At 70.8% G+C, this 14,452-nt stretch carries 14 protein-coding genes; 8 read left to right on the top strand and 6 right to left on the bottom strand.

Going from position 1 to position 14,452, the window contains the following annotated elements; genetic code table 11:
* Positions 1-53: 53 nt before the first annotated feature.
* From J2S59_RS11240 to J2S59_RS11230, 3 genes are all read left to right on the top strand, one after another.
* Positions 54-542, top strand: coding sequence for a transposase (locus J2S59_RS11240; protein WP_306825124.1), 489 nt, complete (start codon positions 54-56; stop codon positions 540-542).
* Positions 543-632: 90 nt separating this feature from the next.
* Positions 633-2,012, top strand: a complete 1,380-nt coding sequence (locus J2S59_RS11235) for an IS1380 family transposase (RefSeq protein WP_370871479.1) — start codon at positions 633-635, stop codon at positions 2,010-2,012.
* Positions 2,013-2,143: 131 nt separating this feature from the next.
* The gene (locus J2S59_RS11230) at positions 2,144-3,280 is read left to right on the top strand and encodes a transposase (protein WP_306825123.1); all 1,137 of its coding nucleotides are present in this window, start codon (positions 2,144-2,146) and stop codon (positions 3,278-3,280) included.
* 141 nt (positions 3,281-3,421) lie between these two features.
* Here the strand turns inward: J2S59_RS11230 and recO are convergent, their stop codons facing one another.
* Together recO and J2S59_RS11220 are read right to left on the bottom strand one after the other, a co-directional pair.
* Positions 3,422-4,174 (bottom strand): DNA repair protein RecO, encoded by a 753-nt coding sequence (gene recO, locus J2S59_RS11225; RefSeq protein WP_068122434.1) that lies wholly within the window; start codon positions 4,172-4,174, stop codon positions 3,422-3,424.
* Positions 4,175-4,210: 36 nt separating this feature from the next.
* Entirely contained in the window at positions 4,211-5,074 is an 864-nt protein-coding gene (locus J2S59_RS11220) for an alpha/beta fold hydrolase (protein ID WP_068122433.1), read from the bottom strand.
* A gap of 47 nt (positions 5,075-5,121) precedes the next feature.
* Between J2S59_RS11220 and J2S59_RS11215 the strand changes: the two genes are divergently transcribed.
* Positions 5,122-6,501, top strand: a complete 1,380-nt coding sequence (locus J2S59_RS11215) for a GntP family permease (RefSeq protein ID WP_068122431.1) — start codon at positions 5,122-5,124, stop codon at positions 6,499-6,501.
* Positions 6,498-7,043, top strand: coding sequence for a gluconokinase (locus J2S59_RS11210; protein ID WP_068122437.1), 546 nt, complete (start codon positions 6,498-6,500; stop codon positions 7,041-7,043). Before J2S59_RS11215 ends, J2S59_RS11210 begins: the two co-directional genes overlap by 4 nt.
* Positions 7,044-7,069: 26 nt before the next feature.
* Here J2S59_RS11210 and J2S59_RS11205 read toward each other — a convergent pair whose 3' ends face one another.
* The 3 genes from J2S59_RS11205 to leuA form a co-directional block, all read right to left on the bottom strand.
* Positions 7,070-8,251, bottom strand: a complete 1,182-nt coding sequence (locus J2S59_RS11205) for an O-succinylhomoserine sulfhydrylase (protein WP_068122435.1) — start codon at positions 8,249-8,251, stop codon at positions 7,070-7,072.
* Positions 8,248-8,676, bottom strand: a complete 429-nt coding sequence (locus J2S59_RS11200) for a rhodanese-like domain-containing protein (protein ID WP_068122428.1) — start codon at positions 8,674-8,676, stop codon at positions 8,248-8,250. The genes J2S59_RS11205 and J2S59_RS11200 overlap by 4 nt, the downstream gene beginning before the upstream one ends.
* A gap of 127 nt (positions 8,677-8,803) precedes the next feature.
* Positions 8,804-10,525, bottom strand: a complete 1,722-nt coding sequence (gene leuA, locus J2S59_RS11195) for a 2-isopropylmalate synthase (protein ID WP_068122426.1) — start codon at positions 10,523-10,525, stop codon at positions 8,804-8,806.
* Positions 10,526-10,687: 162 nt separating this feature from the next.
* Here leuA and J2S59_RS11190 point away from each other — a divergent pair, with 162 nt between their 5' ends.
* Positions 10,688-11,197 carry a flavodoxin family protein gene (locus J2S59_RS11190; RefSeq protein ID WP_068122423.1) on the top strand — a complete coding sequence of 170 codons (510 nt, stop codon included), beginning with the start codon at positions 10,688-10,690 and terminating at the stop codon, positions 11,195-11,197.
* Here the strand turns inward: J2S59_RS11190 and J2S59_RS11185 are convergent.
* A complete protein-coding gene (locus tag J2S59_RS11185) occupies positions 11,149-12,705 on the bottom strand; it encodes an FAD-binding protein (RefSeq protein WP_306825122.1) in 1,557 nt (518 codons plus the stop codon). The two genes, J2S59_RS11190 and J2S59_RS11185, sit on opposite strands and share 49 nt — an antisense overlap.
* Positions 12,706-12,788: 83 nt before the next feature.
* Here J2S59_RS11185 and J2S59_RS11180 point away from each other — a divergent pair, with 83 nt between their 5' ends.
* The gene (locus J2S59_RS11180; protein ID WP_306825121.1) at positions 12,789-13,619 is read left to right on the top strand and encodes a septum formation family protein; all 831 of its coding nucleotides are present in this window, start codon (positions 12,789-12,791) and stop codon (positions 13,617-13,619) included.
* Positions 13,616-14,443, top strand: a complete 828-nt coding sequence (locus J2S59_RS11175) for a septum formation family protein (protein ID WP_181641785.1) — start codon at positions 13,616-13,618, stop codon at positions 14,441-14,443. Before J2S59_RS11180 ends, J2S59_RS11175 begins: the two co-directional genes overlap by 4 nt.
* Positions 14,444-14,452: the final 9 nt, after the last annotated feature.

Here is a 14,452-nt window from a genome sequence, read left to right as displayed (position 1 = left end):
AATGGGGTCGTGGCGGTCGGTGACTTCGGGTCGTGGGGTCGAGATCATGGGGCGTGGCTCGTTCCTATCGCCCGGTGATCCGGGATCAGGAGTTTCTTCTCCCGCCGAACATGGCGGACTGGCTGCCTGAGGACCACCTCGCGTGGTTCGTCCTCGACGTGGTCGAGCAGCTCGACACCGCGCGGTTCCACGCTCGTCGACGCACGGGCGGCGTGGGCCGGGCGGGTTATGACCCGGACATGCTGTTGGCGCTGTTGATCTACGCCTACGCGGTCGGCGAGCGGTCCTCACGACGCATCGAGCGACTGTGCAGCGACCACGTGGCGTTCCGGGTGTTGTGCGGCCAAGACGCCCCCGACCACACCACGATCGCCCGGTTCCGTGCCGAGCACCACGACGCGGTCATCGACTTGTTCGCCCAGGTGCTGCGGTTGTGCGCAGATGCCGGGATGGTCAAGGTCGGGGTGGTCGCGATCGATGGCACCAAGATCGCAGCGAACGCCGCGCGCTCAGCCCTGATCCACCGATGGGTGGAGAGTTGAGCGTGGCGTAGAACGAGAATGCCCTTGCTGGGCGAGAGAATCGGAGTTACCACACACACGATTCCGGGCCGAGCAAGGGACACCTCGTAAGTGAAAGCCTCTCACACGATCAGGCCCGTCTTCGATGATCCGAACTTGGTGTCGGCCGCAGGTCTGGTTCCGGCGCTTCGGTTGGCCGAGTCGGCCGGCCTGCACGATCTCCTCGCGCAGCGACTGACGGTGCCTTCGCCGAATGCGGCGACGAAGGCGACCAGCGTGGTGGGCGGGATGCTCGCGGGCGCAGACAGCATCGATGACCTGGACCTACTCCGGCACGGCGGGATGGGTCGGCTGTTCGGCGGGGTGCGGGCACCCTCCACGCTGGGCACGTTCCTACGTTCCTTCACCCACGGGCACGTGCAGCAGCTCGACGCGGTCGGTGGCCGGCTCCTGGCCGGCCTCGCCGACCGGGTTCCAGGACTGGTCGCTGGCGGCGATGCCGCTGAGGAGACCGCGTTCATCGATGTCGATGACACGATCCGCGAGGTCCACGGCTATGCCAAGCAAGGCGCCGCCTACGGCTACTCCCGGGTGCGGGGGCTGAACATCCAGCTCGCCACGGTCTCCACGCCGTTGAGCGCGCCCGTGATCGCTCGGGCACGGCTACGCAAGGGCAACACCGCGTCCGCAGCGGGTGCCGGCCGGCTGCTGGCCCAGGCCATCGGCACCGCCCGTGCATCGGGCGTGAAGGGCCCGATCCTGTGCCGGGCCGACTCGGCCTACTACGGATGGGCCTTCGTCGGGACCGCGATCCGCGCGAAGACCTGGTTCTCCGTGACCGCCCGGATGACCCCCAGCGTGAGCGCCGCAATCACCGGCATCGACCAAGAAGCATGGACACCGATCAAGTATCCGAACGCGATCTGGGAGGAGACAGAGCAGCGCTGGATCTCCGACGCGGAGGTCGCCGAGGTGGCCTTCGTGGCGTTCACCGGCCGCCGCAAGGCCGAGCACGTGGCCTGCCGGCTGGTTGTGCGCCGGGTCAAGCGGCTCCAGGCCCTCGCCGGCGACGGCACCGAACAAGGTGAGCTGTTCGCCAGCTACCGGCACCACGCGTTCATCACCAACTCCACCCTCGACATCGTTGAGGCAGACCAGGCTCACCGTGACCACGCGATCGTCGAGCAGGTCATCGCCGAACTCAAGGACGGCGCCCTGGCGCACCTGCCGTCGGGGAAGTACGCGGCGAACGCCGCGTGGGTCGCGCTCGCAGTGATCGCGTTCAACATCGCCCGTGCCACCGCCGTCGCCGCCAACATGGCCAAGGTCCGATGGGCGACCCTGCGCAAGCGGATCATCAACATCCCCGCCCGGATCGCGGCCACCGGCCGCCGACTCATCCTGCACCTCCCGATCCGATGGCCCTGGGCAGAGCAGTGGGACACCCTCCACGCGCTCGCGACCGGACCACCAACACCCGCCACGACGTGACCATCCAGCCCAGCACGGGCGCAACCGAGGACCCTGAAGTGGAAGAACCGGCGTAGACCGGCAGGTCCCGCACGCCCACGACGCCGCGATACCCGCCAGCGCCGAGAACGACCACTACAGAAACAACGTCGGTGGATCAGGGCTCAGCGAACCGGTCCGCGGACTGGGTGCGTCAACAAGCCCAACGCGTCGCGGCCGAGGTGGTCGCCGAGGCTGAGCAGACCGACGCCCGCGAGGATGCCGAGGACGACTCTGATCGGCTCCCGCCGCAGTTCGCCAACCGCAAAGACCGTGCGGCAAGCATCAAGAAGGCCCTCGATGAGCTCGATCGTCGTCGCGGTGAGGAGGCCGAGCAGGACCAGGCCGACCGGGTTCGTGCTGAACAGATCCTGGCGCGCGCTGCCACCGAGGCGATGCCGGGACCGGTCCCAGCCGGGGTGGACCCGGTGGCCTATCACCGGGCGCGGATCAGCCGGTTTCAACGGCTGCTTGCCGAGAACGAGACGGCGCCGGGCCAAACAGCTGCCCGGGTCCGGTTCGACGCGCGCAAGGCCCTGGAGCGAGCTGAACAAGCACTCAACGAGGCTGAGGCCGCAAGCGCCGCGGGCGAGGTCGATCTGCGCGGCCCGCGTCGCCGCGCGCGTGATCGTCGAACGGCACGGGCACGCGCCCGCGGCGGCCAGGGAGAGGTGGTCAACACCACCGATCCTGAATCACGGTTGATGACCGAGGGCGCTGGTGGCGGATCGGTGCAGGGCTATAACGCCCAGATCGCGGTCAGTGACGACCACTTCATCGCTGGGATCCACGTGTCTCAAGAGGCCAACGACACCGGCTGCTTCACCCCGACGCTGAACGAGGTCACTGCCCAAGTTCGGGCGTTGGACAAGCAGATCGATCTGGTGCTGGCCGACGCCGGCTACTTCACCGACGACAACCTCACCACCACCGGACCCGAACGGTTGATCGCACCGGGCAAGAGCCGCGATCTCCACGCCGATGCCGCTCGTCGACCAGCCACCGGCCCGCGGTCAGAGGAGGTCTCGGTCAAAGACGCAATGCGTCACCGGCTGCGACAACCCCAGAACGTTGAACGCTACAAACGTCGCAGCGCCACCGTCGAACCCGTCATCGCCCACCTCAAAGAACAAGTCGGCCTACGTCGCTTCGCTCAACGCGGCCTCGCCGCCGTGACCGCCGAACTCCACCTCGCAGCCGCAGTCGTCAACCTCACCCGCCTCCACCGAGCACAAGCAGCCACCGGCTGACCCCGCAGGGGCAGGCCCAGGCGCCGCCCCCGCAAACAGGTGACAGCGCGACGCCACCACGCGGGCCCGCACGGGCTCACTCAATTCGCGACAGCCACCTGGTGACTGCGATCTTCGACCAGGACTCACGCCACCGGCGCGCTACCGCACGAGGTGCGGCAACGACTTGAGCCCGCGCTCGAGGTGCCAGGCGAGGTAGGCGGTGACGAGCGTGTGCGCCTCGCGCCCGTGGCGCGGGTCCGCCTCCTGCACGCGTGCCCAGTCGCCGGTGAGCAGGGCGGCGAGCAGCAGCATCGTGCCGTCGGCCGGGCTCGCCGAGCCCGGGACGCGACACCCGGGGCACAGTGCGCCACCGGCGGCCGGCGAGAACGCGCGGTGCGGGCCCACGACGCCACAGCGTGCGCACGCATCGAAGCTCGGCGCGTAGCCGGCCACGGCCAGCGAGCGCAGCAGGAACGAGTCGAGGACGGCCAACGGGCCGCGCACCGCGACGCCGTCTGCGGGGCCTTCGCTCTCCGTCAGAGCTCGCAGCGCGCCCAGCAGCAGCAGGAACTGCTGCAACGCCGGCTCCTTGTCCTCCATCACCAGCCGCTCGGCGGTCTCGAGCATCACGGTGCCGGCGGTGTAGCGGTCGTAGTCCCCACCCAGGCGGGCGCCGTACGGCGTGAGGGTCTCGGCCTGGGTGATGACGTCGAGCGAACGGCCCTCGGCGAGCTGGAGGTCGACGTAGTTGAACGGCTCGAGCCGCGAGCCGAACTTCGACGACGTCCGGCGCACGCCCTTGGCCACCGCCCGGATCCGCCCGTGCTGGCGGCTCAGCACGGTCACGATGCGGTCGGCCTCACCCAGCTTCTGGGTCCGGAGGACGATCGCCTCGTCACGATAGAGCGGCACTCCCCCATTGTGCCGTGCCGCCGACGCAGAAGCCCGCTAGCGCGACCGGGTCGTCGGCCGCGCCCGCCGGGCGCGGGGGCGCTGCCAGCAGGACGCGACGAACGCCACCGCTTCAGCGTCGAGCCGTTCGGGCCGCAGGCGCCACTCCAGCAGACCGTTGGCACGGACGAACCTGCCGTGGGGCAGCTCGTCGGCGAGCATGGCGGCGTCCGCAGCGGGATGGATCGGGTCGCGGGGATGGCCGACGACGAGCGCGGGCGCCGTGATGAGGCGACGGCGAGCCGACGGTGGCGCCACTCGGCCGAAGAAGATGCCGTGCACGAGCGCCGCCATCGGTGCCGGCTTCTGGTCGAGCGTCTCGAGCAGCACACTGGTCCAGAACGGCACGATCCCGCGCGGCACGGCCCGCGACACCCGGCGTACGGCGTGCACCGGCAACGGCAGGAAGCGACCGGCGAACAGCAACGGACCGAACGCGAGGATGCCCGCCTCCACGGCGTTGTCGAGTACGGGCATCTCCAGCAGCAGTCCCCGCACGCGACCAGGGGCAGCATCGGCGACCTCGAGGGCGACGTTGGCGCCGAGCGACGTACCGCCGAACACCGCCTCCTCGACCCCGAGCTCGTCGAGGACCGCCAGCACCTGCGCGGCGAAGCCCGGCACGGAGTACGCCTGCGGGTCGGCCGGCCGGTCCGACCTCCCGTGCCCGAGCAGGTCGATGGTGAGCACGTGCGCGCCCTCGGCCGCCAGTGCGCGGGCCAGCGGACGGTGCATCCGCCTCGTCAGCAGCTGGCCGTGGACGAGCACGACCCAGCGGTCGCCGGCGCCGTACTCGGTGTACTCCAGCCGGTCGTCGCCGACGAACACCTGACCGATCCGCTCACTGACCAAGAAGACCATGTCGCCAGCGTAGGCGTACGACGCGTGACGCCGGGCACACTGGCGTCATGGACGCCCTCGAACCCGCCTACAGCACCCCGGTGATGCTGTTGATCGCCCTCGGGGCGGTCGTCATCCTGCTGACCCTGATCATGGTCGTGCGGCTGCACGCCTTCGTCGCCCTGGTCCTGGTCAGCCTCGTGACCGCACTGGTCGCCGGCATCCCCATCGGCGACATCCCGGACGTGATGCTGCAGTTCTTCGGCAGCACACTCGGATCCGTCGCCCTGCTCGTCGCGCTGGGAGTGATGCTGGGCCGGGTGCTCGAGGTGACCGGTGGGGCCCAGGTACTGGCCGACACGCTCATCGGCCGCTTCGGTGAGAAGCGCGCACCCCTTGCCCTTGGTGTCGCAGCCCTGATCTTCGGTTTCCCGATCTTCTTCGACGCCGGTCTGGTGGTCTTCCTGCCGATCATCATGACGGTGGCACGACGGTTCGGCGGCTCTGTCCTGCTCTACGCACTGCCTGCCGCGGGTGCGTTCGCCGCGATGCACGCGATCGTCCCGCCCCACCCCGGACCCGTCGCGGCTGCCGACTCCCTCGAGGCCAGCATCGGCCTGACGTTGCTCACCGGCCTGGGCGTGGCCCTGGTGTCGTGGTTCGTCGGCGTCTACCTACTGTCGCGCTTCCTCGGTGCGCGGATCCACGTCCCGGTGAGCGACCTGCTGTTCGGGGAGATCAAGGACGACAAGGAGGCCGACGGGGCCAGCCGACCGCCGGCGTTCGCGGTCGTCCTGTCCCTCCTGCTGCTGCCGATGCTGCTGATCTCGCTCAACACCGTCGTCGACACCCTGCTCACGGCCGGCACGATCGACGAGGCCTGGTGGACTGACACGTTCCTGCTGATCGGCCAGACCCCGGTCGCGCTGCTGATCAGCCTGTTGGCGACCTTCGCCCTCCTCGGTTCCCGGGTCGGCAGCCGCAACGACCTGCAGCAGCTCGTCGACGACGCGCTCGGCCCCATCTGCTCGATCATCCTCATCACCGGCGCCGGCGGCATGTTCGGTGGGGTCCTGCGCACCAGCGGCATCGGCGAGTCCCTCACCGGCGCCCTCGGCGACGTGGGCATCCCGTTGCTGCTGCAGGCCTTCCTCATCGCCGCTGCGCTGCGCGTCGCCCAGGGCTCCGCTACGGTCGCGCTCACCACGGCGGCGGGTCTGGTCGCCGCCGGTGCCGGCGGGCTGTCGGAGCTGCAGCTGGTGGCGCTGGTGTTCGCCATCGCCGGCGGGTCGACGGTGCTCTCCCACGTCAACGACTCCGGGTTCTGGCTGGTCAGCCGCTTCTTCGGCATGGACGAGAAGACAACGCTGAAGACCTGGACGGTCATGGAGACCACGCTCGGCACCATGATGTTCGTGTGCTCGGCCGTGATCTGGACGATCGGATGACCCAAGCCGCCTCTCCTGACCTCCCCCGGGTCGTCGTGGTCATGGGCGTCTCGTCGACCGGCAAGACGAAGGTCGGCACCCGGCTCGCACGTCAGCTGGGCTGGCGGTTCGTCGAGGGCGACGAGCTCCATCCCCCGGCCAACATCGAGAAGATGTCGGCCGGGACGCCCCTCACCGACGAGGACCGCTGGCCCTGGCTCGACGCGATCGTCGAGCACGTGCGTGCCGTGCTCGAGGAGGACACCTCCGTGGTGGTGACCTGTTCAGCGCTGCGTCGCAGCTATCGCGACGTGCTGCGCGGTGCCGACCCCGACGGGTCGGTGTTCTTCGTGCACCTGCACGGCACGTTCACCCTGCTGGCGGAGCGGATGGACCAGCGCGAGGGGCACTTCATGCCCGCAGCGCTGCTGCAGTCGCAGTTCGAGACCCTCGAGCCGCTGGAGCCCGACGAGGTCGGCGCACTCGTCGACGTCACGCCGCCCGTGCACGTTGTCTCCGCCGAGGCCGAGCGGGAGGTCCGCCGCGGCGGCCAGCAGGCCTGAGGCCGTACGTCGTACGCCCTCTCGGGTCAGGTCGCGAGCGCGCGGTCGAGGTCCGCGCGCAGATCCTCCACGTCCTCCAGCCCGACGCTGAGTCGGATGACTCCGTCGGTCACGCCGATCGCGGCACGCCCCTCCTCACCCATCTTGTGGTGGGTCGTGGTGGCCGGGTGGGTGACCAGCGACTTGGCGTCGCCGAAGTTGTTGGAGATGTCGACCAGCTCGAGGGCGTCGAGCACGGCGAAGGCGCGCTCCTTGCCGCCCGCCACCTCGAAGGTGACGATCGTGCCGCCTCCGCTCATCTGCCGGTGCGCGAGCTCGACCTGCGGGTGCGACGCCAGCGTCGGGTAGCGCACCCAGCTCACGCCGTCGCGCTGCTCGAGCCACTGCGCCAGGTCGAGCGCGTTGCGCGAGGAGTGCTCGACGCGGAGCCGCAAGGTCTCCAGCCCCTTGAGGATCACCCAGGCGTTGAACGGGCTCAGGCTCGGCCCGGTGTTGCGCATGAGGGTCTTGACCTCGCCGTTGACGAACTCCGCCGATCCGAGGATCGCCCCGCCGAGCACCCGGCCCTGACCGTCCATGTGCTTGGTCGCGGAGTAGGCGACGACGTCCGCACCCTGCTCCAGCGGGCGTTGCAGCACGGGGCTGGCGAAGGCGTTGTCGACGATCACCGTCGCGCCCGCGTCGTGCGCCAGCGCGCTGACCGCGGCGACGTCGACGAGCTCGTGCATCGGGTTCGACGGCGTCTCGAAGAAGACCGCCTTGGTCGGACGGTTGAGCGCCCGCGCCCACTGCTCCAGGTCGTGGCCGTCGACAAACTCCACGTCGACGCCCCACCGCGGCAGCAGGTCGTGGATCACGTTGTAGCAGGACCCGAACAGGCTGCGGGCCGACACGACCCGGTCACCGGCGCGCACGAGCGCCATGAGCGCGTTGAAGACCGCCGCCATCCCCGTCGCCGTCGGGTAGCAGGCCTCGGCACCCTCGAGGGCGCAGAGACGCTCGGCCAGCATCGTCTGGGTCGGGTTGGTGAAGCGGGAGTACATGTAGTGCTCCGACTCCCCCGCGAACGCTGCCTCCGCCTCGGCTGCGTTGGGGTAGACGTAGCCGGAGGTGAGGAAGAGCGCCTCGGCCGTCTCGTCGTACGACGTCCGCCCGAGACCGGCCCGCACGGCGTGCGTGTCGGGCCGCCAGCCCTCGGCGCCGCTCACCCCTGCCGCCACGGCAGCCCGCGGACCTTCCAGCCCGCGACGTCGCGGTGCCCGGACGGGCCCACCGGACCCTCGAACCCCTCGGTGATGTTGTAGGAGCGCGCGAACCCGGCCTCGGTCGCCAGGGTCGCGGCACCGATCGAGCGCTGGCCGGACCGGCACAGGAAGACGACCGGCTGGTCGGGGCGCACCCCCGCGGCCTGCAGGTCCTCGACGAAGCCGTCGTTGAACCCCCCGGGGAACCGGTTCCACTCGATGTAGGCGACCTGTTTGCCCAGCTCCCCCAGGTCGGCGATCCCGACGAACGTCCACTCGGCCTGCGTCCGGCAGTCGACCATCACCGCGTCCGGGTCGCCCGCGAGCATCTCCCAGGCCTGCTGCGGGTCGATGTCCCCGGCGTACGGCGTTGGCTGCGGAGTGCTCATGGAGCCAGAGTACGGATCCCGAGCGGGGTGGCAGTTTCACCGCCCGAGCGGTGAAACTGCCCAACACGCCGGGCAGCTTCGTACTACAAGCGGGCGTGTCGTTCGACGGGCGGTGAAACTGCCGCGCTCAGCGGGAGCGGTTGACGGCGGAGGTGACGGCCTTGAGCGAGGCGGTCACGATGTTGGCGTCGAGGCCGACGCCCCACAGGACCTGGTCACCGACGGCGCACTCGACGTACGCCGCAGCGATCGCGTCGCCGCCCGACGACAACGCGTGCTCGGCGTAGTCCAGGACGCGTACGTCGAAGCCCTCCGGCAGGGCGTTGATCGCGTCGACGAACGCCGCGATCGGGCCGTTGCCCTCGCCCTGGAGGGTGCGGACCTCGCCGTCGACGTAGACGTTGACCTCGAGCTGGTCCTTCTCGCCCGCGGCGGACGAGGTGTGGACGGAGTTGAGCCGCAGCGGTGCGTCCTGGTCGAGGTACTCGGCGCGGAAGACGCTCCAGATCTCCTCCGGCGTCACCTCGCCACCCTCGGCGTCGGTGCGCTGCTGGATGACCCGGCTGAACTCGATCTGCGCGCGTCGCGGCAGGTCGAGCTTGTGCTCGGCCTTCAGCACGTACGCCACGCCGCCCTTGCCCGACTGGCTGTTGACGCGGATGACCGCCTCGTAGGACCGGCCGACGTCCTTGGGGTCGATCGGCAGGTACGGCGCCTCCCAGTCGATCTCCGAGACCGGCACGCCCTGCTCCTCGGCCTTGCGCTCGAGGTCCTCCAGGCCCTTCTTGATGGCGTCCTGGTGGGAGCCGGAGAAGGCGGTGTAGACCAGGTCGCCGGCGTACGGGTGCCGCGGGTGGACCGGCAGCTGGGTGCAGTACTCGACCGTGCGCCGCACCTCGTCGATGTCGGAGAAGTCGACCTGCGGGTCGATGCCCTGGCTGAACAGGTTCATCCCCAGCGTCACCAGGCAGACGTTGCCGGTGCGCTCACCGTGACCGAACAGGCAGCCCTCGACCCGGTCGGCGCCGGCCATCAGGCCGAGCTCGGTGGCGGCGACGGCGGTGCCGCGGTCGTTGTGCGGGTGCAGCGAGATCACCGAGTGCTCGCGACGGGTCAGACCGCGACCGAAGTACTCGATCTGGTCGGCGTATGTGTTGGGCGTGGACATCTCGACCGTCGCCGGCAGGTTGAGGATGATCTCGCGACCGGCCTCGGGCTGCCACACGTCGGAGACGGCTTCACACACGCTCAGCGCGAAGTCGGTGTCGGACTGGGTGAAGATCTCGGGGCTGTACTGGTAGCCGAACTCGCAGTCGCCCAGGAGCTCCTCGGCGTACTTCACGACCATCTCGGTGCCGCGCACGGCGATCGCCAGGCACTCCTCGGGGGTGACGCCGAAGACGACGCGCTGGAACAGCGGCGCGGTGGCGTTGTAGAGGTGCACCGTGGCGCGGTCGGTGCCGACCAGCGACTGCACGGTGCGCTCGATCAGGTCCTCACGGGCCTGGGTCAGCACGGAGATGCGTACGTCGTCGGGGATGCGGTCCTCCTCGACGAGCTGGCGCACGAACGCGAAGTCGGTCTCGCTCGCCGAGGGGAAGCCGACCTCGATCTCCTTGTAGCCCATCTTCACGAGCAGCTCGAACATCATCAGCTTGCGCGTGGGGCTCATCGGGTCGATCAGCGCCTGGTTGCCGTCGCGCAGGTCGGTGGACAGCCACCGCGGCGCCTGCGTGATGCGCTGGTCGGGCCACGTGCGGTCGGGCACGGTGACCGGCTCGAAGGCGGTGTAGCGCCCGAACGGCATGCCGCTGGGCTGCTGGGACGGAACGGTGAAGGGGGTGGTCATCTCGGGATCCTCGCTGGGTAGGCGTCTGACGCCGGAGGCATCACGAACTCTCCGCAGCGAGGGGGTCCGGCTGAGTCAGACCTCGCTGCGGCAGCGAAGGAGGAGAACCGCGTGCCACATGATGGCGACCAGACTAACGCACGCCCGCGCTACGGTCGCCCCATGGCCCGGCTGCTGATCGTCCACCACTCCCCGACCCCCGGGGTCGAGCGCCTGAGCGACGCGGTCGTTGCCGGCGCACGTGACGACGCGATCGAGGGTGTCGAGGTGACGGTGCGTACGGCGCTGGAGGCCGCGAGCGCCGAGGGGGCCGAAGACGTCCTGGCCGCGGACGGCTACGTGCTCGTGACGCCGGCGAACTTCGGCTACATGTCCGGGGCCCTCAAGCACTTCTTCGACACGGTCTTCCTGCACGTCGGTGGAGCGCTGGCCGACGACGGGAGCGGCGGGGACAGCGGCACGACAGGGCCGAAGCGGCCGTTCGGCCTGCTCGTGCACGGTCGCTACGACACCAACGGCGCGGTCCGCTCGGTGCTGGCGATCACCGGCGCGCTCCCTTGGCGTCAGGCGGCCCCGACGCTGGAGGTGCTCGGCGACGTCACCGACGCCGACACCGAGGCCGCCTACGAGCTCGGCGCGACCATCTCTGCGCTGGCGGCCGAGTCCGCCTGAAGCAGGTCCTTCACCGCTAGCGACGCGAACACCATCGCCGTACCCAAGGGCACGCCCGGCGCCGGATAGGTGGCGCCCGCGACCGAGGCAGCCGAGTTCGCCGAGGCGTACAACCCGGCGATCGGCGACCCGTCGGCGCGCAGCACGCGCGCGTGCTCGTCGGTGACAAGTCCGCCCTTGGTCCCGAGGTCGCACAACACGAACTTCGCGGCGTAGAACGGCCCCTGGCTGAGCGGCTTCAGGACTGCACTCGGACCGCCGCCGCCGGCGAAGAAGGTGTCGTACTCGTCCTCACCACGACCGAAGTCGGGGTCGTGACCGGCCGCGGCGTGCTCGTTGAAGCGTGTGGCGGTGGCCTCGAGCTCGGCGGCTCCGGTGAGCTCGGTCAGCTCCTCGATGGAGTCGGCGCGCACCCACGTGCCGGCGGCGAGGTGCTCCTCCGGGTCCCCCGCGGGCATCGCGATGGCCGGGATGCGCCCGCCCTCGGCCGAGTCGAAGACGAACCACGACGGCACCCGCTCGGGCGCCTTCGCCATCTCCCGCCCGAACCGGTCGTAGGGCAGCGACTCGTTGGCGTAGCGCCGGCCGTCGCTGTCGACCATGAAGCCGCTGCGGAACGCCAGCACGAACGACCCCCGCCCGTCGGGGTGCACCATCCCCGGGCAGAACCACCCCTCCCCCAGCAGGTCGGTCGCGGCGCCGATCCGGACGCCGGCCTCGATCGGCTCGCCCGCGTTGGTGCCGGCGGGTGCCATCGTCCACGACGCATCACCGGGGACACCTCGCGCAGCACGGAGCTCGGCACTTCCCTCGAACCCGCCGGCCGCGAGCAGCACCCCGCGATCGGCGCGCAGCTCGACGCTGCCGGCTGCCGACTCCGCGACGACACCGACGACCCGATCGCCCTCGACGACGAGATCGGTCATCCGGTGCTCGGTCAGCACGGTGCCGCCCTCCCGGAGGAAGCCGGTCAACGCCCGGGCGATCAGCGCCTGCCCTCCGGACAGCGTCGAGCGGCCCTCCCTGCCCACGCGGTCACGCTCCACCGGCGGGCGCACGAGGGCGGCTACCTCCGCCGGCAGGTCGGCGCGCTTCACGGCCGAGGGCTGGATCGAGCGCCCGCCCGGCACCCGCCCCGGCGCGTCGAAGTACTCGGGGAACGGCGTCCACTCGAAGGCGAAGGTGCCGTCGGACTCCAACGCGTCCACCAGCGCGGGCGCCTCGGCGAGGAACGTCTCGAGCCGCGCCCGCCGAGCGGCGTCGACCTCGCCCAGGACATGGTCGAGGTAGGTCCGCGCCGACGCGGTCGAGTCGGGCAGGCCGGCGTCGCGCTGCACGTGCGAGCCCGGCAGCCAACAGGCACCTCCGGAGTACGCCGAGGTCCCCCCGGCGTACGCCGTGCGCTCCACGACCACCGTGCGCAGACCCGCACGCTGTGCCAGGAACGCCCCCACGAGGGCACCACCGCCGGAGCCCACCACCACCACGTCGAAGACCATGATCGTCATCCAAGCACCGTCGCGGGCCGGACGCGGCGGGTACGCTGAGAACCGCGCTCCGGGTTCTGGGGCGAACCCGTTCGAGGACACCGATGGAGGCACGCATGGCGCGCACCGGTCGCCGGCTGCGCCGCACGTCCCCCGCCGCGTTCGCGGCCGTCGTCCTCGCACTCCTCGCCGCCTCCTGCAGCAACGCCACCCCGGACGAACCCGCCGAGGACGCCCCGGTCGTGATCGAGACGCCGCGCGCCGATGCGTGTCGCGTGCTGGAGCCGCAGGACGCCGCGGCCAGCAGCAACGAACGTGACGTCGTCGACTGCACCGAGGAGCACACGGCGCGCACGTTCGTCGTCGACGAGTTCCCCCCTGCCTTCGCCGACGCGGCGTACGACGACACACGTCTCGGCGAGCACGTGTACGGCGTGTGCGACGAGGCGTTCGCCAAGGTCGTGGGCGGGGACGAGAGCGCGCGTCTGCGCTCCCTGCTGAGCTGGGTGTGGTTCCGCCCTCAGGCTGACGCGTGGGAAGCCGGAGCCCGGTGGTTCCGTTGCGACGTGGTGGGCGGCACCGACACCGCCGAGACCTACCGTCCCCTGCCCGCGGACCTCGACAAGATCCTCGACACCCAGCCCGACGAGTGGATGGCGTGCGTCCAGGGCCCGCAGGTCGCAGGCGCACCGCGCGTCCCGTGCTCCGAGCCGCACAACTGGCGTGCCGCCACCACGATCAAGCTCGGCAAGGCCGGGGACGACTACCCCGGTGACCGGCTCGCCGAGGTTCGCACCCGCGACTTCTGCCGCACCTCGATCAGCGCCTGGCTCGACTACCCCGACAGCTACGAGTTCGGGTTCACCTGGTTCGGCCAGGCCGAGTGGGAGGTCGGCAACCGCCGCTCGATCTGCTGGGCGAAGATCGACCGGTGAGCCGCTCGCCTCGGACCGGGTCGTGCGCGCGTACGGCGGCGGGCGCGCTGCTCGCGCTCCTGCTCACCGCCTGCACGGGGACCTCCGACCAGCCGCGGGACGACACCTCGTCCCCCGCCGCCTCTCCTGAAGAGGCGGCCACCAGCGCAGCGCCGGCCTCGCCTCCGGCACGGGGCGCGTGCTACGACCTCGACTTCGCCCAGGCCACGGCCAGCTCGGTCACCGCCGAACCGGTCGACTGCAGCGACCCGCACACCGCACTGACCGTCCACGTCACGAGGACGGACGCCCCGGGTTCCGTGGACACCGCCCGGGCCTGCAACCGTCGGGTCGACCGGTTCCTCGGCGGCGACCGCGAAGCCCGGCGGTTGAGCCGGTTCGCGGCCGTGTGGTTCACGCCGACCGGAGACGAGCAGGCCGCCGGGGCGCAATGGGTGCGATGCGACGTCGTCGCCGTCGAGTCGCGCGAGAAGCTGACGACCCTGCCCGCGCCGCGGGTGATGCGCGGCATCCTCGACCGTCCCCGCGGGCGCCGCTTCGACCTCTGCGCCACGGCGGCCCCGGGCTCGGACGGGTTCGAGCGGGTGGTCTGCGCCCGGCCGCATCGCTGGCGGGCCATCGCCACGCTGCGTGTGCCTGCGCGCCGAGGTGACGCCTACCCGGGCCAGCGTGCCGCCCGCGACGCCGGCCTGGACCAGTGCCGGCGTACGGCGCGCGCGAGCGTGCAGGCCGACCGCGTCCGGTTCGGTTGGGAGTGGCCCACCGCGGAGCAGTGGGAGGCTGGGCAGCGGTACGGCTACTGCTGGGTGCCGCGGCGCAACTGAGCGGAGGAA

The organism is Nocardioides massiliensis (assembly GCF_030811215.1).
GTDB lineage: Bacteria > Actinomycetota > Actinomycetes > Propionibacteriales > Nocardioidaceae > Nocardioides_A > Nocardioides_A massiliensis.
This window is presented reverse-complemented; position numbering and strand designations above follow the sequence as displayed.